Genomic DNA, 23,309 nt, shown 5'->3' on the forward strand with positions numbered 1-23,309 from the left:
CGATGTCGAGGGCGTCCCGCGCGGTCATCGCACCCGGCCCTCCCCGATACCGCCCCAGCAACAGCGCACCCCGCGCCTCCATCCACAACGAGGCGTGATCGGTCGAAGCCGAGCCGTCGCAGCCGATGCCGACAGGCAGGCCGAGTTCGCGCATCTCCTTCACCCTGGCCGTACCGCCGCCGATCAGCATGTTGGAGCTGGGGCAGTGCGCCACCCCGACGCCCGCCGCCGCGAGCCGGCGCAACTCCTCGTCGTTCGGATAGATGCAGTGCGCGACCCAGGTCCGGTCGCTCATCCACCCGGTGTCCTCGAAGTACTCGACGGGCCGGCAACCGTAGGTCTCCAGACAGTACGTGTCCTCGTCCCGGTCCTCGGCGAGATGCGTGTGCAGCCGTACGTCGTAGCGCTCGGCGAGTTCCGCGGTCGCCGTCATCACGTCCTTGGTGACCGAGAACGGCGAGCAGGGTGCGAGCGCGACCCGGATCAGCGCGCCGGGTTCCGGGTCGTGGTGGGCCTTGATCAGCCGCTCGCTGTCGGCGAGCACCTCGTCGGTGCTCTGGGTGACGCTCCTCGGCGGCAGTCCCCCGTCCTCCACGGACCGGGTCATCGAACCGCGCGTCGCGTGGAAGCGGAAGCCGATGTCGCGGGCGGCGCGGATCTCGGCGTCGACCAGATAGGGGCGTGGATGCACATAGAGGTGGTCGGAGGAGGTGGTGCAGCCGCCCATGAGGAGTTCCGCCATACCGACGTACGCCGACACGTACGCGGCCTCCTCGTCCAGGCGCGCCCACAGCGGGTAGAGCGTGGTCAGCCAGTCGAAGAGGGTGCCGTTGACGGCGGGGGCGTAGGAGCGGGTGAGGTTCTGGTAGATGTGGTGGTGCGTGTTGATCAGGCCTGGGGTGACGAGCCGCCCGGCGGCGGAGACGGTCGTGGCGGCTTCGGGCTCGGCGCCCGCCGCACCGACGGCGGTGACCCGACCACCCGTGACGGCGACCCAGCCGCCCGGGATCTCCCGCTCACCGTCCACGACGAGCAGTTCGGCGTCCTTGACCAGCAGATCCACGGCTGACGACATGCCGACATGGTAGGCGCGGGGCGCCGCACAGGCCTGGCGAGTCCTCCGATGTCACACGTACGGTGTGATCATCCGCACTCACTCCTCGCAAAGGCGGTCCTCGATGGCCCTGTTCGACCTTCCGCTCGACGAACTCCGCGAGTACCGCAGTGATTCCGCCGAGCCGGAGGACTTCGACGCCTTCTGGTCCAGGACCCTCCAGGAGACCCGCGAGCACGATCTGGCCGCCCGCTTCGAACCGGTCGACACGGGACTGTCCACGGTGCAGGTGTACGACGTGACGTTCGCCGGGTTCGGCGGTCACCCGGTGAAGGGCTGGCTCCGGTTGCCCGCCGACGCTACCCAACCCCTGCCGCTGGTCGTGGAGTTCGTCGGTTACGGCGGCGGGCGCGGTCTCCCGCACGAGCACCTGCTGTGGGCCTCGACGGGCCGCGCCCACTTCATCATGGACACGCGCGGGCAGGGCAGCGCGTGGGGCGGTGGCGGCGGCACCCCGGACCCGGTGGGCGGCGCGCCCGCGTACCCCGGCTTCATGACCCGGGGCATCGACGCCCCCGAGAACTACTACTACCGCCGGGTGTTCACGGACGGCGTGCGCGCCGTCGAGGCGGCCCGTTCGCACCCACTGGTCGATCCCGCGCGCACGGTGGCGCTGGGCGCGAGCCAGGGCGGCGGCATCACCATCGCGGTGGGCGGGCTGGTCGGCGACCTGGCCGGGATCGCGCCGGACGTGCCGTTCCTGTGCGACTTCCCGCGCGCCGCGACCCTCACGGACCGCCATCCGTACCGCGAGATCGGCAGCTACCTCAAGACCCACCGCGGCCGCACCGAGGACGCCCTGCGCACTCTCTCGTACTTCGACGGCGTCCACTTCGCCTCCCGCGGCCGCGCCCCCGCCCTCTTCTCGACCGGTCTGGAGGACCAGACCTGCCCGCCCTCCACGGTGTTCGCCGCGTTCAACGCCTGGGCTCACGAGGACAAGAAGATCGAGGTCTACGACTTCAACGACCATGAGGGCGGCGGCCCTTACCAGGAGGCGGCCAAGCTGGACTGGCTGCGGTCGTACGTCTGAGAGGCGCCCCTATGGACATGGAGACCGGTGAGGCCGCCGAGCGGTTCGTGCGCGTCTGGGCCCGCGCCTGGGCGGAGCACGACGTGGACGCGCTGCTGGAGCTGTACGCCGAGGACTGCGTCCACCGCTCGATGCCGTTCCGCGAACCGCACCGCGGGCGGGCCGAGTTGGCCGCGTATCTGCGCTGGTCGTTCGCGGCGGAGCGGGTGGGCGACGTGCGGTTCTCGGCACCGGTCGTCGGCCAACACGGCGTCGCCGTGGCCGAGTTCAGGGTGCTGGCCGAGGAGGACGGTGAGCCGTCCACACTCGCCGGCTGTGTCTTCGCGCGCTTCGACGAGTCCGGACTGGCCGTGGAGACCCGCGACTACTGGCACACGGAACCGGGCCACCGGGAGCCTTCGGGCACCCTGTTCCTCAACTGAACGTACGACACCTTCCACCCAGTCCGACCAGTCGGTATGTTCAGGGTGTCCGGGTCGCAGCGTCGCGGCCCGGACCCACGGCGGACCACGGAGGCACCATGTCCGAGCACCAGCCAGCCATCGACGGCCACTGCGACCCCCGCTTCACGGCGGTGCGCACGGCGTTCGAGGAGAACTTCCGGGACCGCGACGAACTGGGCGCCGCGGTGACCGTCACCGTGGACGGCGAGACCGTGGTCGACCTCTGGGGCGGCTGGGCCGACGCGGCGCGGACCCGCACCTGGGAGCGGGACACACTGGTCAACGTCTGGTCCACGACCAAGGGCCCGACGGCCCTGTGCGCCCACATCCTCGCCGACCGGGGCCTGCTCGACCTCGACGCCCAAGTGGCCACGTACTGGCCGGAGTTCGCCGCCGCCGGCAAGGAGAACGTCCTCGTACGACACCTGCTCTCCCACCGCGCCGGACTGGCCGGCCTGCGCGAGCCGCACTCCCTCGCGCAGCTCTACGACTGGGAGTTGACCACCGAGCGCCTAGCGGCCATGGAGCCCTGGTGGGAGCCGGGAACACGGTCCGGGTACCACGCCCTGACCTACGGCTTCCTCGTCGGCGAAGTCGTGCGCCGCGTCTCGGGGTTGCTCCCGAGCGCCTTCCTGGAGCGGGAGGTCACCGGCCCGCTCGGGATCGACTTCACGATCGGGTTGCCGGAGAAGGAGGCAGGCAGGGCTGCCGAGCTGGTGCACCCGCCCGCCGCGTCGAGCAGTGAACAGGCCGCGATCTTCAGCCAGTTGGCACCCGCCGCCATCGCCGCGCTGACCAACCCGATCGCGGGCGCGGCCGAGGCCAACACCCCCGAGTGGCGCGCGGCGGAGATTCCCGCCGCGAACGGCCACGGCACGGCACGGGCGATCGCCGCGCTCTACGGCGTGTTCGCCGGCCGCGGCACCTACGACGGCCACCGTGTCCTCTCCCCCGAGGCGGCCGAACGGGTGCGCGAGGGGCAGGGCAGTTGCCGTGACCTGGTGCTGGGCGCGGGCTTCGCGCACGAGACGGAGGTCGCGCTCGGCCTGTGGCTCAGCGGCCCGAACGGATCGTACGGTCCCGACCCTAGGGCTTTCGGACACGACGGCTTCGGCGGCTCCTGCGGCCTGGCCGACCCGGACCGGGGGGTGTCGCTCGGCTATGTGATGAACCGGATGGGGCCTCATATCGCCGACGACCCGCGGAAGATGGCGCTGATCGACGCCCTGTACAGCGCCCTGTGAGGGGTGATCGGCGCGGGTCGGTTTCGGCCTAACTGCCCTGCCGCTCTTCCCTAGTGGTTTAGACCAATGCTAGATCTGGTCGCGCAACGAGCCCGCACGACTACGTTTCGTCACCAGTTCTGCCCTCAGTCTTGTCACCAACAGGAGGCGCGGCATGGCCCGCACCACCCCCCACCACCCGACCGCCGACGACCAGCCCCTCTACGGCAAGGTCGCCACCCAACTGCTCGGCGAACTCCACGACGGCACCATCCCGCCGGGTGAACGCCTGCCCGGCGAGCGGCAGTTGGCCGAACACTTCCAGGTCAGCCGGGAGACCGTACGACAGGCGCTGGAGGTGCTGCGCAGGGACGGCCTGGTCGCCACCGACCGGCGCGGCAGCCACGCCACCCTGTCCGGTCTGCCGGTCGAGACCCCGTCCTCCCTCACCTTCCCGGTCGGCGCCCGGAGCACCGACCCGACCGGCTTCGACCGGACCTCGGTGGCCTGGGAGACGCCCCCGCCCGAGCACGCCGAGGCACTGCGGATTGCCCCGAACCGCCCGACCCTGGTGCACCGCTACGCGTCCGCGGCGGCCGACGGCAGCGGACTCCGTACGGCCCTCACGTCCTTCTCGGCGGTGGCGCTGGCCGAGGTGGAGGAGTTGGCCCGCTACCGCGACCGCGCCGACGGCTCCGCCTCGGCCCAACTCCGGCGCGCCTACGACTGGATGCGCCGGGCCGGTCTGACCCTGCACCACCGGGACGCCATCACCCAGGTCGCGAACGTGCCCTCGGTGCGGGTGACCCGCCGCGTGCACGACCAGTACGCGCGCCCGCTGGAGATCACCGATCTGGTGGTGGAGGCCCAACAGGACGCCCTGATCTACGAGTTCACGGTTCCTTCGGCAGGCTGAACCGGGTGGCGCGCGGCGGGCCCGATGCCGAGCTCGCCGCGCGCCGTACGGTGTTACGCGCTCGTCAGCACGACGAGCCGCTGAGTCGCCCGGGTCATCGCCACATAGTGGTCGACGGCTCCTTCGATGCCCTCGCCGAACCTCTCCGGGTCGAGGAGGACGACCAGGTCGAACTCGAGTCCCTTGGACAGCTCGGGAGTCAGCGACCGGACCCGGGGCGTGGCCCGGAAGTCCGGGGCACCGATGACGCAGGCGATCCCCTCGGTGTGCGCGGCGAGCCAGGTGTCGAGGACCGACTCCAGGTCGGAGGCGGGTCCGTGGACGACGGGAACGCCACTGCTGCGGATCGAGGTCGGCACGTTGGCGTCCGGGAGCACGGCACGGATGACCGGCTCGGCCTCCGTCATGATCTCCTCCGGGGTGCGGTAATTGACCGTCAGGGACGCCAGGTTGATCCGGTCCAGCCCGATCCGCTTCAGCCGCTCCTGCCAGGACTCCGTGAACCCGTGCCGGGCCTGGGCGCGGTCACCGACGATGGTGAAGCTGCGGGACGGGCAGCGCAGGAGCAGCATCTGCCATTCCGCGTCGGTGAGTTCCTGGGCCTCGTCCACGACGATGTGCGCGAACGGCCCGGCGAGCTGGTCGGGTTCGACGCCGGGCTGGGCGGCCTCGTCGATGAGGGCGTCACGCAGGTCCTGTCCGTACAGCATGCCCATCGCGCCTTCGCTCTCGTCGATCTCGACGTTCTGCAACAGGCTGTCGATGACGTCGGTCCTGCGCGCGTGTTCCGCGGCCACGGCGGCTTCCTGCCGGCGTTTGCGGCGCGCCGACTCCGGGTCGCCGAGGCGTTGCCGTGCCGCGTCCAGCAGCGGGAGGTCGGACACCGTCCAGGCCTGGGCGTCCGCGCGCTGCAGGCGCTGGACGTCCTCACGGCTGAGCGAGGGGGCGCACTTGCGCAGATAGGCCGGTACCGTCCACAGGTCCCCGACGAGGTCGGCCGCTTCGAGCAGCGGCCACGCGCGGTTGAAGGCGGTGAGCAGGTCGCGGTTCTGCCGCAGCGACTTGCGGAGCAGGGCCGGGGTGACGGCGCCGTCCTGGGTGGGGGTGGTGTCCTCGTGCTTCTCGACCAGGATCATGAGCAGTTCCTGCCAGACCTGCTCGCGTCCCTCGTTGTGCGGGGTGCCGGGTTCGGCCGCCTCGAAGGCGACGGCCCAGTCCTCGGCGCTCAGCCGGATGTCGGACCAGTGCGTGGTGACGTTCATGCCCTGGGTGGGCGGCTCCTCGTAGAAGCGGACGGCGGGCTCGATCGCCCGCACCAGCTCCACGGACGATTTCAGGCGGGCCACCTCCGGGTCGGCCTCGACGCTCGCCGCGGCGCCCTCGGTGACGAGGTCCCGCAGGATGCAGGTCTGTACGCCCTCCTCGCCGAGGCTGGGGAGGACGTCGGCGACGTAGTCCAGATAGGGCCGGTGCGGACCGACGAACAGGACACCGCCCCTGCGGTGGCCGAGGCGCGGGTCGGAGTAGAGGAGGTAGGCGGAGCGGTGCAGGGCGACGACGGTCTTGCCGGTGCCGGGGCCGCCGTCGACGACGAGCGCGCCGCGTGATCCCGCGCGGATGATGGCGTCCTGGTCGGACTGGATGGTGCCGAGCACATCGCGCATCCGGCCGGACCGGTTGCCGCCGAGGCTGGCGATGAACGCGGACTGGTCGTCGAGCGCGGCGTGCCCGACGAAGCCGTCCGCCGTGAACACCTCGTCCCAGTAGTCGCTGATCCGACCGCGCGTCCAGCGGTACCTGCGGCGGCTCGCCAGACCCATCGGGTTGGCGTGGGTCGCGCCGAAGAACGGCTCGGCGGCGGGCGAGCGCCAGTCGAGCAGCAGGCGTCGGCCCGTGCTGTCGGTGAGGCCGAGCCGCCCGATGTAGACGGGCTCGGAGGTGTCGGCGTCGACCATGTGGCCCAGACACAGGTCCAGGCCGAAGCGGCGCAGGGTGCGCAGCCGTGTGGTGAGCCGGTGGATCTCCGTGTCCCGGTCCATCGCCGCCCGGCCGATGCCGCCGGGCGCCCTGCGTTCGGCGTCGAGCTGCTCGGTCAGTTCCGCGATCGACTGGTCGAGGCACTCCGCGATCGCCACGAAGTGCCGCTCGTCACCGGCGATCAGCGCCGGGTCGGCCTTGGCGGAGAGCCGGTCGGGAAGGTCGAAGGCGCTGGTGGTCAGGGGGTTCACGGCATCAATTCCGATCTGCGGTCGCTCACGGCCGTGCGGGCGGCAGGCCGTGTGGACCGGTGCGTACGGGTTCTCGATTGCGGGGGCGGGCCGGTTCACGCGCGCGTGGGCGGCCTTTCCCCGCCGGCCGGGTCGAGGAGCATCTTCGCGGCCACTGTCGTCCCGTCGGTGCGGATCGTGCCGGCCACGGCCCGCGCCCGTGCCCGGGTCTCCGGAGCCAGGACGATGGTGAGCGCGGCCGACAGGGAGTCGTAGGTCGGCGTCGGACCGTCGTGTGCCGCGCCGATGCCCAGCTCGGCCACCCCTGCGGCCCAGTATGGCTGGTCCACGATCTGCGGCACCACCAGCTGAGGCACGCCGGCCAGTGCGGCGGTCGTCGTGGTGCCCGCGCCGCCGTGGTGCACGACGGCGGCCACCCGACCGAAGAGTGCCTGGTGGTTGACCTCTCCTACGACGAAGCAGTCGTCCCGGTCGTCGACCGGAGCCAGCTCCGCCCAGCCCCGGGCGAGAACGACACGGCGACCTCGCGCGCGGATGGCGTCGATGGCGATCCGGGCCAGGTCCGGTATGGCGGGCAGGGCGATGCTGCCGAAGCCGACATACACCGGCGGTTCTCCGGCCTTCAGGAACGTCTCCAGCTCGTCCGGGAGCGGGCGTTCGTCCGGCAGGATCCACGGTCCGGTGGTGACGACGTCGAGATCCGTAAGGTTCTGCCACGGGACGAGGGCCGGGTCCGCCGCCAGCCACGGCCGCTCGGTGAAGACGTAGTCGCGGACGTTCTCCACCGGTGGCAGCCCGATCTCCGCCCGGTGCCTGTTCTCGGCCTCGCCGTACAGGGCGTTCACGCGCTGGGCGTCCTGCTCCCACAGCACCTTGTTGTCGGTCTCTTCCTCCGGGGACGGTGTGCCCGGCCGCGACGGCGGACGGCGGTGCCGCGACGGCAGGCCGACCGTGTGGAAGCACGCGAACACATAGCGGATGCCCAGTTTCTCAGCCACCGAGCGGGCACCCGCCGGCATCAGGCCGGTCGCCAGCAGGACGTCACACCCCTCGGCCGCCGCCGTCAGCGTCTCGTACCGGGCGGCGACCAGCTCGGGCGCGAGCCGGAACGCGGCCCCGGGCGACGGCGGCCTCGCCCCCGTGACCACCGAGTGCACCGTCGGCCCGAGCGGCACCAGCGGCACGCCGATCCGGGCCAGCAGCTCCACGAACTCCTCGTCCGCCGGCGCGCACACCCGGACCTCCGCGCCGAGTTCCAGCAACCGCGCCGCGAGTCCCGCCAGCGGTTCGACATCCCCGCGCGATCCCCACGTCGACAACAACACACGCATTCCGCGACTCCCATTTCCGCAGGTCATGCCCTCAGGCCGGACATTCTGCGGTACGACGGGGGCCTTGCCGCAAGCCCCCCGGTGCGCTATACGTTAAGAAGGGAAGAGGAGTGAGTACGCCTCCCTTTCCGCCCTCCCCCGCAGAGCCCGCGAGACTCGCGCGAAAAAATTCGCTCGCCGATGTCGAGAACCCGCGCCCGGCTCCGTCCCCGAGGTGAACGCGTCCACAATGGGTCGCACCAGCACCGAGGAGAACGACCATGGCCAAGTACCTGCTGCTGAAGCACTACCGCGGCGCCCCAGCCGCCGTGAACGACGTCCCCATGGACCAGTGGGCGCCCGAGGAGATCACGGCGCACGTGCAGTACATGAACGACTTCGCGGCGCGACTGGAGAAGACCGGCGAGTACGTCGACAGCCAGGCCCTCTCCCCCGAGGGGACGTTCGTCCGCTACGACGGCGAGGGGCGCCCGCCGGTCACCGACGGCCCGTTCGCCGAGACCAAGGACGTCATCGCCGGCTGGATGATCATCGACGTCGACAGCTACGAGCGGGCCGTGGAGCTGGCCGGTGAGCTGTCGGCCGCCCCCGGGGCCGGTGGGAAGCCGATCCACGAGTGGCTGGAGCTGCGCCCGTTCCTCGGCACGCACTCGACGACCACGGACTGCACCTTCAAGTGAACGAGGTCCTGCTGAGGAGCCTCACGCCGAGCGTGCTCGGCATCCTCGGCCGCCGCGGAGCAGACTTCGCGGCGGCCGAGGACGCCGTACAGGACGCGCTCGTCGAGGCGGTCCGGGTCTGGCCGGACGATCCGCCGCGCGACCCGAAGGGGTGGCTCGTCACGGTGGCCTGGCGGCGCTTTCTCGACGCGACGCGGGCGGACACGGCCCGCCGCAGGCGCGAGGATCTCGTGGACGAGGAGCCGGCGCCCGGTCCCGCGCCCGCGGCGGACGACACGCTCCAGCTCTACTTCCTGTGCGCCCACCCGTCGTTGACGCCGTCGTCGGCGGTCGCGCTCACGCTGCGGGCCGTCGGCGGGCTCACCACCCGGCAGATCGCGCAGGCCTATCTGGTGCCCGAGGCGACGATGGCGCAGCGCATCAGCCGGGCCAAGCGCACGGTGTCCGGAGTGCGCTTCGACCAGCCCGGCGATGTGGCCACCGTGCTGCGCGTCCTCTACCTGGTCTTCAACGAGGGCTACTCCGGTGACGTCGACCTCGCCGCCGAGGCCGTCCGGCTCACCCGGCAGGTCGCGGGCGTGATCGACCACCCCGAGGTGTCGGGCCTGCTCGCCCTCATGCTGCTCCACCACGCCCGCCGCGCCGCCCGGACCACGCCGGACGGCACCCTGGTGCCGCTCGCCGAGCAGGACCGGGGCCGCTGGGACACCACATTGATCGCCGAGGGCGTCACCGTCCTCCAACTCGCCCTGGCCCGCGACCAGTTGGGGGAGTTCCAGGCGCAGGCCGCGATCGCGGCGCTGCACGCCGACGCGCCCACCGCCGAGGAGACGGACTGGGTGCAGATCGTCGAGTGGTACGACGAACTCGCCGGCCTGACCGACAGTCCGGTGGTCCGTCTCAACCGCGCGGTGGCGGTCGGCGAGGCCGACGGCCCGCGCGCCGGTCTGGCCGCGCTCGCGGCCGTGGACGACTCGCTCCCCCGCCATACGGCCGTGGCGGCGTACCTGCACGAGCGTGGCGGCGATCCGACGACCGCGGCACGGCTCTACGCCGAGGCGGCGCACAAGGCTCCCAATCTCGCCGAGCGCGACCATCTGACCCGCCAGGCGGCCCGGCTGAATTCCCTCCGGTCCGTGTGATCCGTTTGCTTTTTCCGGGAAAGTGTGGGCAATTGCCAGGCGTCTCGAATTCCCGTTGCCCACACCATGGGAGAGTTCGTCAAGGGCGATATTGGCAACACCGGAAAGGGAGTTGTCGGGTCACGACCGACGGCGATTCGCTGCTACGGTGAGCACTCGTCCCGAGGTCGAGCGATGTGCCGTGTCGGCGCCCCGACCTCGGATTGCACAGCGAGTGTTCCGCTTCTCATCGGATTCCGTTCACTCTCACCTTTCCCTGTTCGCGACACTCCTTGGAGTTCTTGAACCATGTCCGCTGAGAGCATGGCCACCGTCACGTCCACGACACCGGAGCATTCCGGTACCGCACCCAGAAACCGGCATCTCGGTCTCGCCCTTTTCGTCATCGCGGCGGCCCAGTTGATGGTCATCCTCGATGCCACCATCACGAATATCGCCCTGCCCGCCATCCAGACCGACCTCGGTGTCTCCGACGCGAATCTGGCGTGGATCGTCAACTCGTACGCGCTGGCCTTCGGCGGTCTGCTGCTGCTCGGCGGCAAGGCCGGGGACCTGTTCGGCCGCCGCAGGATGTTCCAGGTGGGCATCGCCGTCTTCACCCTCGCGTCCCTGCTCGGTGGACTCGCCCCGAACGAGGGCCTGTTGATCGGCGCGCGCATCCTCCAGGGCGTCGGCGCGGCCCTCGCCGCACCCAGCGCTCTGGCGCTGATCACGACCACCTTCCCGGCGGGCAGGCCCCGCAACCGGGCGATGGGCGTGTACGCCGCGATGGGCGGCCTCGGCGCCACGGTCGGCCTGCTGCTCGGGGGTCTGCTCACCGATGTCCTGGACTGGCGCTGGGTGTTCTTCGTCAACATCCCCATCGGCCTCGCCGTCCTCGCCGGCACCCGCAGCCTCGTCGAGGCCGAACGCCACCCCGGCCGCCTCGACGTCCCCGGAGCCGTCACCGGGACCGGCGGTCTGATCTCCCTGGTCTACGGCATCACGCGCGGCGGCGAGCACGGCTGGACCGACGGCCTCACGCTGGGCTGCTTCGCGGTCGCCGCCGTCCTGTTGGCGGCGTTCCTGTTCCTCCAGGCCCGTACGCCGGACCCGATGATGCCGCTGCGGCTGTTCAAGGACCGTAATCGGTGGGGCAGTTACGCCACCATGCTGTTCATCGGCTCGGGCATGTTCGCGTTCTTCTACTTCCTGACCCTCTATATGCAGCTGATCCTCGGCTACAGCCCCATCAGGACAGGCTTCGCCTATCTGCCATTCAGTTTCGGCATGGCGGCCGCGGCGGGCATCAGCTCGAAGCTCGTCGCCCACATCGCGCCCCGGCTCATCGCCGCACCGGGCCTCCTGGTGGCGGCAGTCGGCATGTTCTGGTTCGCCACCCTGGAGCCGGACTCGTCCTACGCCGGGCATCTCATGCCCGCCATGTTCGTCACCGCGCTCGGTCTGGGCATGAGCTTCGTCCCGATGACGCTCGGCGCGGTCAGCGGTGTCGCCCACCAGGACACCGGCATCGCCTCGGCCCTGCTCAACACGGCACAGCAGATCGGCGGCGCCCTGGGCCTCGCCGTCCTGTCGACGATCTCGAACTCGGCGGCCGACGACAAACTCCCCCATGCGGCCTCCGCGCTCTACCGGGGCCTGGCCACAAGGGACTTGAGCCTGGTCTCGAAGGCCGGTGACGCCCTGACCCACGGCTACACGATGGCCTTCGTCGCCGCCGGGGTCGTGTTCGTGGCCGGTGCCGCCGTGACCATGTTCGCCGTCGACGCGGGCAGGCAACAGCACACGGAGGGCGCCGCCCCGGTCCACCTGGGCTGAGTCCCCCCACATCACCCCTGGAGCCCTCGTATGACGAACCAGCCCTCCTCAGCGAACCCGGATCACCCCGAACTCCCTCCGCAGGTCAAGGCGTTGACCCACGCCTTCGCCCTGCTGGGCAGACGCTGGAGCGGTCTGGTCCTCGCCGCGTTGGCCCAGGGGCCCGCAGGGTTGGGCGAGGTGCGCGAGCGGGTGCCCGGCATCAGCGACCGCATGCTCGCCGACCGCCTGCACGAACTGGCCGCCGCCGGTCTCCTCACCCGCACCTCGCAACGCTCCTGCTACGCCCTCACCCCGCACGGCGACGCCTTCCTGATCCCGCTCGCCGCGCTGGCCGTCTGGGCCGAGGAGCACCTCGTGGTCACTCCCACTGGTACTGGAGGTACTTCCCGTCGAGGGTGATGACGACCCGGTCACCGGCCGGGTCGGGCACACGACTGACGTCGAGGCGGAAGTTGATGGCGCTCATGATGCCGTCGCCGCACTGCTCGTGGATCAGTTCCTTGATGGTGGGGCCGTAGACCTGGATGACCTCGTAGAGCCGGTAGATCGTCGGGTCCACGGGCACCGCCGCGTCCAACGCGCCCCGGGTCGGCTGGAGTTGGAAGGCGAGGGCGGCGTCCTCGCCGAGTTCGAGGAGGGCGGCGGCGGTCGCCGCCTCGTCCTTGGTCATGGGGTGCTGACCGAGCAGCGCCGCCGTGGTCCACGCGAGCGGCCGGCCCACGGCCTCGGCCAACTGGGCCCATGTGACACCGGTCTTGACCTTGGCCAAGCGGACCGCCTCGCCGGCTTCACCCTTGCTGAGCATGCGCAACTCCGTTCCCGGACGGCACTCTTGGCCACACGCCGTTCAGCGTAGGAGATCACCCAGGCCGCGACAATGGCGTCCCCCTCCGCCAAGTGCGGTCATATGCCGGACTCCAGGACCCCCGCGGACGCATACTTCCGAACATGACCCACATCGACGTACAACAGATCGAAAAGGCGAACGCCGTCGACCGTACGCCGGTCGTCTTCGTCCACGGCCTGTGGCTCCTGCCCAGCAGTTGGGACCGCTGGGCAGCCCACTTCGAGGAGGCCGGGTACGCGCCGGTCTCCCTGTCCTGGCCCGACGATCCGGAGACGGTCAAAGAGGCCAACGAACACCCCGAGGTCATGGCGGGCAAGACGGTCGGCCAAGTCGCCGACCACCTTGCCCAGTTGATCGGGACACTGACGCGCAAACCGGCGATCGTCGGCCACTCCTTCGGTGGACTGCTCACCCAGATCCTCGCCGGGCGCGGACTGTCCGCCGTGTCCGTGGCGATCGACCCGGCGCCGTTCCGGGGCGTGCTGCCGCTGCCGGTGTCCGCGCTGCGCTCCTCCGCACCGGTCCTCAGCAACCCCGCCAACCGCAATCGCGCGGTCCCCCTGACCTACGACCAGTTCCGCTACGGATTCGCCAACGCCGTCAGCGAGGAGGAGGCACGGGAGCTGTACGAGACGTACGCCGTACCCGCGCCCGGTGCCCCGCTGTTCCAGGCGGCCACGGCGAACCTCAACCCGTGGACCGAGGCGAAGGTCGACACGGAGAACCCCGAGCGCGGGCCGCTCCTGATCATCTCGGGCGAGAAGGACCACACCGTGCCCTGGTCGATCGCCAACGCCTCCTACAAGAAGCAGCAGCACAACAAGGGCGTCACCGAGATCACCGAGATCAAGGGCCGTGGCCACGCGCTGACCATCGACAACGGCTGGCAGGAAGTGGCGGACACCGCCCTGTCGTTCGTGCGCCGCTACGCCTGAACTCCGCACCGCCTTCCTCGACCTCACCCTTCACCCGGAGCTGACCCATGTCGATTTCCCGTAGACCCTTACTTCTCGGGGCGGCCGCCGCGGCCGGCGCCCTCGCGGCCACCGCTCTCCCCGCCTCGGCGGCACCCGCCACCGGAGGCAAGCACCCCGCACCGAAGCCGACCGTGGTCCTGGTGCACGGCGCGTTCGCCGACGCGTCCAGTTGGTCGGCCGTCACCTCCCGGCTCCAGAAGGCGGGCTACACCGTCGTGGCGCCCGCCAATCCGCTGCGCGGACTGACCGCGGACGCCGGCTATCTCTCCGCGCTCCTCACGACGATCGACGGCCCGAAAGTCGTCGTAGGACACTCCTACGGCGGCGCGGTGATCACCCAGGCAACCGCGGGCGACCCGAGTGTGAAGGCACTCGTGTACGTCGCGGCCTTCGTGCCCGACAAGGGCGAGCAACTGGGCGAACTCGCCGCGCGGTTCCCCGGGTCGCAGCTGAACGACGCCCTGCAGCCGCTGCCCGACGGCTCGGGCGGTACCGATCTGGCCATCCAGACCGCGAAGTTCCACGCGGTGTTCACCGCCGACCTCCCGGTGTCCACCTCCGCACTGCTGGGCGCCTCCCAACGCCCCATCAGCTCGGCCGCGTTCACGGACGTCACCACGGCGGCGGCCTGGCACGACATCCCCTCGTGGGCGGTCGTGGCGGCGCAGGACCGGGCGATCGCACCCGACCTGGAGCGCTTCGAGGCCAAGCGGGCCGGTTCGCACACGGTCGTGGTGGACGCCTCGCACGTGGTGATGATCTCCCACCCCGACCTGGTCACGAAGGTCATCAAGTCGGCGGCGTCCGCGACGAGTTGACACCCACCCCAGCCGCTACGGCAGCCTTCGCGCCGCGACCATGCGGACGCGGGGGCTGCCGTCACCCCGGCGCCCGAACTCGGGCAGGGCGTACTGGTCGACGGCGAAGCCGATCCGCTCCAACTCCCGGCGCACGAAACCGAGTTGGAAGTCCCGGTAGTACATGACGAAGGGCGGGCGCCAGACGGCGTTGCGCACCTTCATCACCGCGTCGAAGCCGGACAGCATCCAGTACGCGGGGGTCGTGGGGCGCGGCGGCGCGACGACGGGGAAGGCGAAGCGGCCGCCGGGTCGCAGCACGGAGTGGACCTGGGCGAACAGCCCCGGCAGTTCGCGGGGCAGGAAGTGGCCGAACGCCCCGAAGCTCACCACCAGATCGAATGCGGGCGCGAACGGCAGGGCCCGGGCATCACCCCGCACCCACGACACACGTGGCCCGGCGGCCCGGGGACGCCCCTGCGCGACCGCGAGCATGCCCGCGCTGAAGTCGACGCCGGTGACGCTCTCCCGGCACACCTTCGTCAGCACGTCGGCGCCCGCACCCGTGCCGCAGCAGAGGTCGAGTCCGTCGTCGAAGGGGCCGACGCGCTCCAGCATCGCGGCGACCGCGTCGAGCAGCGGGGCCGGTGTCCGGAACGGGGTGTGGTCGAACTTGGGCGCGAGGAGGTCGTAGCCGTGCTCGACGGACGACAGTGCCTGGACGGCGAGTTCGCGCAGACTGGGGCCTTCGGGGCTGAACATCCGGATCAGCCTAGGGCAACCCGCTGCTTCAGGATCGCGAGAACGCGCTCGCACCAGCGCAGGTTCTCCTCCTCGAAGGCGATCCCGGCCATGAGCGTGAGATACGGCCCGACGCGCTCGGCGTCCCGGAGGTACTCGTCCTCGGTCCGGCCGCCGAGGAGCCGGTCCCGTACGCGCTCGTAGCGGTCGAGCTTGCCGCGCGCCCACGACCTGCGCTCCTCGATCAGCTCGCGGGTCACGGCGGTGTCGGTGCCGTCCATGGCCTGGATCTTGATGAGGAGTTCGTCGCGGATGGCGGTCGGGCGTCGGGGCGGCTCGGCGGCGAAGGTGTCGAGGTCACGCCGGCCGGCCTCGGTGAGCGTGAACATCCTTTTGTTGGGCCTGCGTTCCTGCTGTACGACCCGTGCCGCGATCAGCCCGTCCTGGGCGAGGCGCTCCAGTTCGCGGTAGAGCTGCTGCGGTGTCGCGGGCCAGAAGTTCGCCAGCGACACGTCGAACACCTTCGCCAGCTCGTAGCCCGAGGCCTCCCCTTCCAGGAGGGCCGCGAGGACCGCGTACTTGAGGGACATGTGGACACGCTAACAGCCGTTGATTAGTCTCATCCACACCTACTCAACAAATTGACTATGAGGTGAGCCGATGCGTGCGTTCCGTGAGGCGGTCGAGGCGCAGGACATGGACGCCGTCGAGGCACTGCTGGCCGAGGACGTGGTCTTCACCAGCCCCGTCGTGTTCAAGCCGTATCCCGGGAAGGCGATCACCGCGGCGATCCTGCACGCGGTGGCGCGGGTCTTCGAGGACTTCCGGTACGAGCGGGAGATCGGCGACCCGGACGGCACCGACCACGCGCTGGTGTTCAGCGCGCGGATCGGCGACCGTCAGCTGACCGGCTGCGACTTCATCCACGTCAACGAGGAGGGCCTGATCGACGACCTGATGGTCATGGTCCGCCCACTGTCGGGGGCGCAGGCGCTCCAGGAGGCGATGGCCGCGCAGTTCGAGACCATCGCCAAGGAGGCGCAGGCGCGGATCGGTTGAGCAGAACCCCCAGGAGGCGGACGCGCGGATCAGCTGTGCGGATCGCCAACAAGGCTGAGCCGCCGGCCGGTTGAGCCTCGCGTCTCCTCCATGGGTCACGCCACCGTCAGCGTGAGCGCGCCCGTGTAGGTCTGGCCCGCCGTGATGGCCGTGACCGTCCCGTCGACCGTCAGCGTGACCTTCTTACCCCGGGGCGCCCTGACGGTCGCGTCGGCGGCGAGGGCGAGCCGGGTCAGGTACGAGGTGCCGGTGACCGTCCACGTCGAGCCGCTGTTGAGCTGCACGATCGCGCCGTTGTTGACCGCGGCCCCCACGGTGTTGGTGACGATGCCCAGCTCGTAGAAGGTCGACGCGTCGATGCTGGAGACGCGGTGCTTGGCGGTCGTCGCGGAGATGACGCCCTCGACTCGGGACCCCTCGAAGGTGAGGACCATGTTCTTGCCCTTGCGCATGCCGTTGTAGAAGTCGCCCTTCAGAGCTATGGAGTTGAAGGTGGCGGCGCCGTCGGTGGCGTGGACGGCGGTCGGGTCGAAGCTCGCGTCCTTGGTCGGGTCGCCGGTGGGCTCGGTGTAGACGCCGGTGTTCATCATCTTGCCGTCGACCGGGACCGGGCCCGGGTCGTCCAGCTCGATCATCTGGAGGATGATCCCGTCGCGCGGGTTGAGCCGGGCGCCCTGGGAGCCGTCGACGCTGATCGTGGTCTGCTGGCCCTTGTTGAGGAAGGTGGCCCGGTCGGAGTTGATCACCGTGCCGCCGTCGAGGGTCAGTTGGCCGGTACCGAAGAACATGTAGCCGAAGTGCCCCGAGTTCACGACGGTGTTGCGCACCGGGATCGACGCCAACTCGGCCTTGGACAGCCCGAGTTCCAGCTCGGTGTTGAGCGCGGAGACGGCCGCCTTGGTGCTGTCGCCGTAGTGCACGACCGCGGCGGGGCCCGCGATGATGGTCGCGTAGCTGCCCACGTCGAGCCGTGACCCGAGCACGCGCACGGTCGCGTCGCCGATGGCGTAGGTGCCGTAGCCGTACTCCCCCGTGTTGCCGAAGTGGCTGTTGATCGCGGTCAGTTTGAGTCCGCTGCCGCCCTCGACCGACAGGGCGCCCCAAGTCTCCGAGAAGATCGTGGAGTTGAGGTAGGTGGCCTTGCTGTTGGCGCCGATGAGGTTGGTGGCGCGGACGTTGCCGTCGAGGCCGAGCATCCAGGGCACGGACTCCATGTACGGCGTTTCCACGGTCGCTCGGTAGTCGGCGGGCAGGACGCCGTTGCGGGTGCGCAGGACGGAGTCCTTGACGATGACGTTGGCGCCGTCGTCGGCGATGACGGCGGTGCGGACGACTCCCCTGGTGTCGATCCGGGCGCCGTCCACGACCAGCGTGGTCGAGGAACCGTCGCCGACGACGGCGGCGCCGTAGCCCGCGAAGTCCGAACGGCCGTTGCCGGTGAGGGAGATGGAGGGCCGGTCGAGCGTGTAGGTGGCGTCCTGGACGTACACGCCGTCGAAGCACTCGCCGGTCGAGGTGATCGACACGTTCCTGGCGTAGGCGTCCGTCAGCTTGCCGCCGAGGACGGCCGCGAGGACGGACTTGTCCTTGACCACGCCGTCGCCGTCCACGTACACCGCCTGCCGGAACGGGAAGGTGAGCGTCTGGTACGTCACCTCGTTGGCCGCGGCGACGGTCAGGACGACGTCACCCCGGTAGGTGCCGGCCTGGATCAGGGTGGCCGTCGCGCCGGTGCCGGTGAGCAGTTGACCGGTCTCCACTCCGTCGACCGTCAGCGAGAGGCTGGAGCCGTCCGGGGCGACGATCTTCCCGCCGGTCGCGATGGTCAACTCGCTCACGCGGGTGGTCGCGGTGACCGTGTACGTCTCACCGGATCCGACCGAGATCCGTGTGCCCGAAGCCTTCTTGGCCGTCGGCGCGGCGGTGGCGGAGACCGCCGGCACCAGTACGGCGCCGGCCGTGGCGGTACCGGCGATCAGGACCGAGCGTCGGGTGATCAGCGTCATTGCTTGCCTTCCCAGGGATCGATGCGCCGTTGCGCAGTGTGACCGGCCGGCCGTCGAACGCGGGATGCGGACGGCCCGGCGGAGGCACCGAAGGTGCGCACGAGGGAGTGAAGCAGCCACGAGAATTGGGGAACAGGCAGGCGGCACACATATATGGGAGTCCGATGCCTCGGATCACGGCGACCATTTCATGGCGGTCACACAGAGTCGTCATAGGGGGTCGACGCCCGTACGCACGACGGTGAGGCGGGCGGCTCGTACGCCGTCCACCTCACCGTTTCCCGCACGCTGTTCCGCTACGCCGGGGCGATCATCCCCGCCGACAGGTCGATGTCCGCCCCGCACAGGCCGGGCATCGCGAGCATCGCCACCAACGCCTGCGCGACCTCGTGCTCCTCGACGAGCCGACCGAGGGCGGCCCGGGACGCGAAGTCGCGTTCGGCCTCGGCGACCGTGCAGCCGGTCAGTTCGGCGGTGAGCCGGAAGTTGCGGTCCATGCGCGGCCCCCGAACCGGGCCCGGGGAAAGGGAGTTGACCGCGATCCCCTGCGGTCCGACCTCCCCGGCGAGGGTCCGGGTCAGGCCGAGCAGCGCCATCTTGGAGGCGGTGTACGGGGTGCGGTTGAGCAGCGGGCGTTTGCCGCTGACCGAGGCGACGTTGACGATGTCGCCGCGTCCGGCCGCGAGCATCGGCGGCAGGAAGGCCCGGCACATCAGATAGACGCCCCGGACGTTGGCGGCGAACACGTCGTCCCACTCGTCCGGGTCGATGTCGACGAGCGGGCGGACCGGGCCCGTGACTCCGGCGTTGTTGACGAGCAACAAGACGTCCTCGTCGGCGAGTTGGGCGGCAAGCGCGTCCACGGCCGCCGGGTCGGAGACGTCACACACTCCCGTACGGGCCTGTCCGCCGTCCTTCTCCACCTGAGCCGCCGCCTCCGCGAGCGCCGCCTCGTTGCGGCCGACGAGGATCACCCGGGCGCCGGAGTCCGCGAGGGCGAGCGCGAAGGCGCGTCCCAGCGGTCCCCCGCCGCCGGTGATCAGGGCCGTACGACCGTCGAGAGGGGTACGGCGATCCGAGGTGCCGCCGGAGTCCAAGATCACCCCGGGGTCCGAAGTCACGCGGAGTTCCAGGGCAGTTCGTCGCCCGCGGCCTTCGCGGCGCGTACGTCACCGGAGCGCGCGTGTCCCTCGAACAGCTCGACGCGAGCGGCCCGTCCACACAGCCGGCCGAGCAGCGTCTGGGAGTCGGTGTCGGTGACCTCCTGGTAGGTGACCGTCTTGAGGTACTTCCCCACCCACAGGCCGCCGGTGTAGCGCGCGGCACCACGTGTGGGCAGCACATGGTTCGTGCCGATGACCTTGTCGCCGAACGACACACAGGTGCCCTCGCCGAGGAACAGGGCGCCGTACTGGGTCATCCGTTCCAGTGCGAGGCGCGGTTCGGCGGTCAGCACCTCGACGTGCTCGAAGGCGAACGCGTCGGCGAGCGTGTACAGCTCGTCGAGGGTGTCGACGACGTGCACCTGCCCGTGGTCGCGCCAGGCGGGCTCGGCGAAGTCGCGGGTGGGCATGCCGGGCAGGAGGCGTTCCACCTCGGCGATCGTCTTCTCGGCGACCTCGCTGGAGGTGGTGATGAGGACGGCCGGGGAGTCCGGGCCGTGCTCGGCCTGGGAGAGCAGATCGACGGCGCACACGAAAGGGTCGGCCTGCTCGTCGGCGAGGACGAGGATCTCGGTCGGCCCGGCGAACAGGTCGATGCCGACCTCCCCGAAGAGCTGCCGCTTGGCCTCGGCGACATAGGCGTTGCCGGGCCCGGCGATGAGATTCACCGGCCGCATCGTGTCCGTCCCGACGGACATGGCGGCCACCGCCTGCACTCCCCCGAGCAGCCAGATCTCGTCGGCGCCCGCGAGATGCATGGCGGCGACGGTGGCGGCCGGTATCTCCCCGTGGATCGGCGGCGTACAGGCCACGACCCGGGGCACGCCCGCGACCTTGGCGGTCACGATGGTCATGTGGGCGGACGCGGTGAGCGGGTAGCGGCCGCCGGGGATGTAGGCGCCGGCCGCCCGGACCGGGATGTGCCTCTGTCCGAGCCGCACTCCGGGCAGGGTCTCCACCTCGAACTCCCGCAAGGAGTCCAGCTGATGGCGGGCGAAGGTACGCACCTGCTCCTGGACGAAGCGGATGTCGTCGATGACCTGCTGCGGCACCGACGCGACGATCTTCTCGACCTCCTCGTCCGTCAGCCGGAAGGAGTCGGGGCTCCACTTGTCGAACTTCTCGGAGTAGGCGCGCACCGCCTCGTCGCCGCGCGCGCGGATGTCCGCGATGACGCCGGTCACGGTCTCGCGCACCTGGTCGAGGGAGGCGGTCACCTCCGACGTGGGCACGGCGTGCTTCAGGATCGTTGCCACAACTGCGGCCTTTCTGCGGGTGGTTCGCGACAGAGACGGAGAGGGAGATCAGACGGGGGGCGCCTCGAAGAGCACGTCGGGGTCGTTGAACTGCTCCTTGGCGACCGACTCGCTCATCGGGTCGGCGGTGCCCCACTGGTCCTGGGTGATCGGGTCGTCGACGTCATGACGGCCCGGGTGCCACAAGTCCTCTTCGAGGACGGCGAGTTCGGTCGTGTACTCGACGGTGTTGCCGTGCGGGTCGTGGAAGTAGGAGAAGGTGTTGTCGCCGGCGAGATGCCGGCCGGGCCCCCAGGTGAGCCGGGTCCCGGCGCGCAGTGCCCGGCCGGTGCCGCGCATGTACTCCTCGACCCCGCGCATCTCGAACGAGGCGTGGTGCAGGGAGACATGGGGTCCCCGGGCGATCGCGAAGGAGTGGTGGAGCGGGCTGCACCGCAGGAAGTACATGAGGTCGCCCATGTGCGTCGAGTACAGGGTGTCGGTGAGCCGGAACCCGAGGTGCTGGACGTAGAAGTCCCTTAGCCCTTCCGGGTTCTGGGAGTTGACCACGCAGTGCGAGAGCCGGACCGGGATGGCCTCGCGCTCCTCGATCTTGCGGTGGGTGCGGGTGGCGACATCGGCGGAGACCTCGACGACCCGCCCGTCCGGGTCGAAGAACCGGAAGCCGTACCCCCCGCCGGGCGTGTCCAACGCACCGGGCTCACCGAGGAGTTGGACACTCGTACGCCCCAGCCGCCCGTGCAGCTCGTCCACCGCGGCCGGTGACACGGCCCCGAAGGCGACCAGGTCCATCCGCTTCCGTTCGTCCTCGCGGATGCGGACGATGTACTGCTCGGGGCTGCCCTCGGCGGCGAAGAAGGCGACTCCGCTGTCGCTCGCGACCTCGGTCAGGCCCCAGGTGGTGCCGTAGAAGGCGCGCTGGCGGGCGAAGTCCGGTACGGCCAGGTCGACATGGCGCAGATGGGTGATGGGCTGGAAGGTCACTGTCCGCTCCTGACGGTGTTGCGCTGGTGGCCCAGGCCGGTGATCTCGGACTCGACGACGTCGCCGGGCTTCAGGAAGACGCCCCAGTGCGCGCCGTTGCCGGCCGGGGAACCGGTGAGCAGCAGGTCGCCGGGGCGCAGGGTGGTGGTCGTGGAGACGTAGGCGATGAGCCGGGGGATGTCGAAGATCATGTCCTTCGTCGACTCGTCCTGACGGACAACTCCGTTGTGGCGCAAGGTGATGCGCAGGTCGCCGGGGTCTCCGACGAAGGCCGCCGGGACGATGAAGGGTCCGGTCGGCAGGAAGGTGTCGGCGTTCTTGGCGGTGAACCAGTCGGTGCCGATGGCCTTGAGGTCGGGCCGGTAGAGGCGGTCCCGGGTGGTGAGGTCGTTCGAGATCGTGTACCCGGCGACGTGGTCCATCGCCTCCTCGGCCGGGATGTTCCTGCCCGACTTCCCTATGACCAGGGCGAGTTCGAGTTCCCAGTCGTGCTGTTCGCCGAGCGCGGGGAGCACGATGTCGTCGTAGGGGCCGCTGATCGCACGCGGGGAGCCGAGGAAGACGTACGGCACTCCGTTGCGGGCACGCTCGTCCATCATCGACTCCGCGTCGGCGCGGGCCTCTTCGGGGGTGGCGCCGTGCACGCTCTCCTTCTCGGCGGCTACCAGATCGACCACGTGCTTGCGGTAGTTGGCGCCGCTCTGGAGGATCTGGCCGGGCTCGATCGGGGTCAGGACGCGCAGTGCGGCCAGGTCGTGCCAGGTGCCCTCCGTCGAGGTGGCGAGGTCCCCGAGGCGGGGCAGCCAGGTCCCCCAGTCCTCGACGAGCGCGCGGACGGACGGCACGAGGTCGGAGAGGTCGCGAACACGGGAACCGGTGACGAGACCCGGGAAGCGTGCCTCACCGGAGGCGAACGTGCCGAGCGCGAAGGGTCCGGCGTGGGTGGGCAGTGGATCGGGCACGGCGCTCTCCTCGTACGGGTGGGGGCTCGCCCTCGACGCTAGGCAGCCCGGGGACCCGGCGGAAATGGCGATCCGCGATGCCTGCCATCACCGGCCCGCCGTGTCGTGGCGCGGCTCCCCGCGCGGCGGGCCCGTCGGTCGATCGGCCGCGGCTCCATCGCCGTACGGGATGCATGACGTCCCCCTTGGCGATGCCTCGATCCGTTGACCCTGTGTCGGCCGCCCACGCAGGCTCGGAGCACCCACTTTCCCGAGGAGAAGAACGTGATAGTCGAGCATGCCGAGCTGACCGTCGAGGCGGGGCGTGAGCGGGAGTTCGCGGAGGTGTTCGGCAAGGCCCGTGAGGTGCTGGCCGAGGCCGCCGGGTTCCGCTGGGCCGAGCTGCTGCGCGGTGCGGAGCGGCCGGCGACCTTTCTGCTGCTGGTCGGCTGGGAGTCCGTCGAGGCGCACACGGCCGGTTTCCGGGAGTCCGAGGCCTTCGGGCGCTGGCGGGCCCTGGTCGGACCGTTCTTCGCCGAGCCGCCGGCCGTCGAGCACTTCCACGAGCTCGGCGCCCGTTTCTCGGGCTGACCCCCACTTCTGTCTA

Annotated in this window: 23 protein-coding genes; 12 read left to right on the plus strand and 11 right to left on the minus strand. The window is 70.5% G+C overall.

The features are described from left to right. Window positions 1-1,075: amidohydrolase family protein (locus JHN63_RS11055; RefSeq protein WP_200679224.1), on the minus strand; the 1,075-nt coding region annotated here is incomplete at its 3' end. A gap of 103 nt (window positions 1,076-1,178) precedes the next feature. On the opposite strand from JHN63_RS11055, the gene JHN63_RS11060 reads away from it, so the two are divergent. The 4 genes from JHN63_RS11060 to JHN63_RS11075 all read left to right on the plus strand — a co-directional run bounded on the left by JHN63_RS11060 (window position 1,179) and on the right by JHN63_RS11075 (window position 4,729). Continuing rightward, the gene (locus tag JHN63_RS11060) at window positions 1,179-2,147 is read left to right on the plus strand and encodes an acetylxylan esterase (RefSeq protein WP_200679226.1); all 969 of its coding nucleotides are present in this window, start codon (window positions 1,179-1,181) and stop codon (window positions 2,145-2,147) included. A gap of 17 nt (window positions 2,148-2,164) precedes the next feature. Then, window positions 2,165-2,569 carry a nuclear transport factor 2 family protein gene (locus JHN63_RS11065; protein ID WP_200679294.1) on the plus strand — a complete coding sequence of 135 codons (405 nt, stop codon included), beginning with the start codon at window positions 2,165-2,167 and terminating at the stop codon, window positions 2,567-2,569. A 98-nt stretch (window positions 2,570-2,667) separates the two neighbouring features. Next, window positions 2,668-3,834 (plus strand): serine hydrolase, encoded by a 1,167-nt coding sequence (locus tag JHN63_RS11070; RefSeq protein WP_200679228.1) that lies wholly within the window; start codon window positions 2,668-2,670, stop codon window positions 3,832-3,834. Between the two features lie 154 nt (window positions 3,835-3,988). After that, window positions 3,989-4,729: a GntR family transcriptional regulator gene (locus JHN63_RS11075; protein ID WP_200679230.1), complete on the plus strand. Its 741-nt coding sequence runs from the start codon at window positions 3,989-3,991 to the stop codon at window positions 4,727-4,729. Window positions 4,730-4,782: 53 nt separating this feature from the next. Here the strand turns inward: JHN63_RS11075 and helR are convergent, their stop codons facing one another. Both helR and JHN63_RS11085 read right to left on the minus strand, forming a co-directional pair. Next, window positions 4,783-6,957, minus strand: coding sequence for an RNA polymerase recycling motor ATPase HelR (helR, locus tag JHN63_RS11080; RefSeq protein ID WP_200679232.1), 2,175 nt, complete (start codon window positions 6,955-6,957; stop codon window positions 4,783-4,785). A gap of 95 nt (window positions 6,958-7,052) precedes the next feature. Continuing rightward, entirely contained in the window at window positions 7,053-8,288 is a 1,236-nt protein-coding gene (locus JHN63_RS11085; protein ID WP_200679235.1) for a glycosyltransferase, read from the minus strand. 260 nt (window positions 8,289-8,548) lie between these two features. On the opposite strand from JHN63_RS11085, the gene JHN63_RS11090 reads away from it, so the two are divergent. The 4 genes from JHN63_RS11090 (at window position 8,549) to JHN63_RS11105 (ending at window position 12,330) form a co-directional block, all read left to right on the plus strand. After that, window positions 8,549-8,968, plus strand: a complete 420-nt coding sequence (locus JHN63_RS11090; RefSeq protein WP_200679237.1) for a YciI family protein — start codon at window positions 8,549-8,551, stop codon at window positions 8,966-8,968. Further along, on the plus strand, window positions 8,965-10,110 hold the full coding sequence (locus JHN63_RS11095; RefSeq protein WP_200679240.1) for an RNA polymerase sigma factor: 1,146 nt from the start codon (window positions 8,965-8,967) through the stop codon (window positions 10,108-10,110). Before JHN63_RS11090 ends, JHN63_RS11095 begins: the two co-directional genes overlap by 4 nt. Before the next feature lie 288 nt (window positions 10,111-10,398). Further along, a complete protein-coding gene (locus JHN63_RS11100) occupies window positions 10,399-11,928 on the plus strand; it encodes an MFS transporter (RefSeq protein WP_200679241.1) in 1,530 nt (509 codons plus the stop codon). 30 nt (window positions 11,929-11,958) lie between these two features. Next, window positions 11,959-12,330, plus strand: a complete 372-nt coding sequence (locus JHN63_RS11105; protein ID WP_234476438.1) for a helix-turn-helix domain-containing protein — start codon at window positions 11,959-11,961, stop codon at window positions 12,328-12,330. On the opposite strand, the gene cynS is transcribed toward JHN63_RS11105, so the two are convergent. Next, on the minus strand, window positions 12,290-12,736 hold the full coding sequence (gene cynS / locus JHN63_RS11110) for a cyanase (protein ID WP_200679243.1): 447 nt from the start codon (window positions 12,734-12,736) through the stop codon (window positions 12,290-12,292). The two genes, JHN63_RS11105 and cynS, sit on opposite strands and share 41 nt — an antisense overlap. A 143-nt stretch (window positions 12,737-12,879) precedes the next feature. Here cynS and JHN63_RS11115 point away from each other — a divergent pair, with 143 nt between their 5' ends. Continuing rightward, window positions 12,880-13,713: an alpha/beta hydrolase gene (locus JHN63_RS11115; RefSeq protein WP_200679245.1), complete on the plus strand. Its 834-nt coding sequence runs from the start codon at window positions 12,880-12,882 to the stop codon at window positions 13,711-13,713. 47 nt (window positions 13,714-13,760) lie between these two features. Next, window positions 13,761-14,573, plus strand: a complete 813-nt coding sequence (locus JHN63_RS11120; RefSeq protein WP_234476439.1) for an alpha/beta fold hydrolase — start codon at window positions 13,761-13,763, stop codon at window positions 14,571-14,573. Window positions 14,574-14,588: 15 nt separating this feature from the next. Here the strand turns inward: JHN63_RS11120 and JHN63_RS11125 are convergent, their stop codons facing one another. Further along, window positions 14,589-15,314 carry a class I SAM-dependent methyltransferase gene (locus JHN63_RS11125; RefSeq protein WP_200679247.1) on the minus strand — a complete coding sequence of 242 codons (726 nt, stop codon included), beginning with the start codon at window positions 15,312-15,314 and terminating at the stop codon, window positions 14,589-14,591. A 5-nt stretch (window positions 15,315-15,319) separates the two neighbouring features. Continuing rightward, window positions 15,320-15,883 carry a PadR family transcriptional regulator gene (locus tag JHN63_RS11130; protein WP_200679249.1) on the minus strand — a complete coding sequence of 188 codons (564 nt, stop codon included), beginning with the start codon at window positions 15,881-15,883 and terminating at the stop codon, window positions 15,320-15,322. 70 nt (window positions 15,884-15,953) lie between these two features. On the opposite strand from JHN63_RS11130, the gene JHN63_RS11135 reads away from it, so the two are divergent. After that, complete coding sequence (locus tag JHN63_RS11135; protein ID WP_200679252.1) at window positions 15,954-16,352, plus strand: nuclear transport factor 2 family protein; 399 nt, start codon at window positions 15,954-15,956, stop codon at window positions 16,350-16,352. Between the two features lie 95 nt (window positions 16,353-16,447). Here JHN63_RS11135 and JHN63_RS11140 read toward each other — a convergent pair whose 3' ends face one another. The 5 genes from JHN63_RS11140 to JHN63_RS11160 form a co-directional block, all read right to left on the minus strand. Continuing rightward, window positions 16,448-18,358, minus strand: a complete 1,911-nt coding sequence (locus JHN63_RS11140; RefSeq protein WP_200679253.1) for a hypothetical protein — start codon at window positions 18,356-18,358, stop codon at window positions 16,448-16,450. Between the two features lie 296 nt (window positions 18,359-18,654). Beyond that, window positions 18,655-19,479: an SDR family NAD(P)-dependent oxidoreductase gene (locus JHN63_RS11145; RefSeq protein ID WP_200679254.1), complete on the minus strand. Its 825-nt coding sequence runs from the start codon at window positions 19,477-19,479 to the stop codon at window positions 18,655-18,657. Next, window positions 19,476-20,777: a histidinol dehydrogenase gene (gene hisD / locus JHN63_RS11150; RefSeq protein WP_200679255.1), complete on the minus strand. Its 1,302-nt coding sequence runs from the start codon at window positions 20,775-20,777 to the stop codon at window positions 19,476-19,478. The genes JHN63_RS11145 and hisD overlap by 4 nt, the downstream gene beginning before the upstream one ends. Before the next feature lie 48 nt (window positions 20,778-20,825). After that, window positions 20,826-21,761 carry a VOC family protein gene (locus JHN63_RS11155; RefSeq protein ID WP_200679256.1) on the minus strand — a complete coding sequence of 312 codons (936 nt, stop codon included), beginning with the start codon at window positions 21,759-21,761 and terminating at the stop codon, window positions 20,826-20,828. Next, window positions 21,758-22,723 (minus strand): fumarylacetoacetate hydrolase family protein, encoded by a 966-nt coding sequence (locus JHN63_RS11160; protein ID WP_200679257.1) that lies wholly within the window; start codon window positions 22,721-22,723, stop codon window positions 21,758-21,760. Before JHN63_RS11160 ends, JHN63_RS11155 begins: the two co-directional genes overlap by 4 nt. A 264-nt stretch (window positions 22,724-22,987) precedes the next feature. Between JHN63_RS11160 and JHN63_RS11165 the strand changes: the two genes are divergently transcribed. Beyond that, the gene (locus JHN63_RS11165; RefSeq protein ID WP_200679258.1) at window positions 22,988-23,293 is read left to right on the plus strand and encodes an antibiotic biosynthesis monooxygenase; all 306 of its coding nucleotides are present in this window, start codon (window positions 22,988-22,990) and stop codon (window positions 23,291-23,293) included. The last annotated feature ends 16 nt before the right edge of the window (window positions 23,294-23,309 follow it).

Origin of the sequence: Streptomyces sp. MBT65, from assembly GCF_016612545.1 — a bacterium.
In the GTDB taxonomy this organism is placed as follows: Bacteria; Actinomycetota; Actinomycetes; order Streptomycetales; family Streptomycetaceae; genus Streptomyces.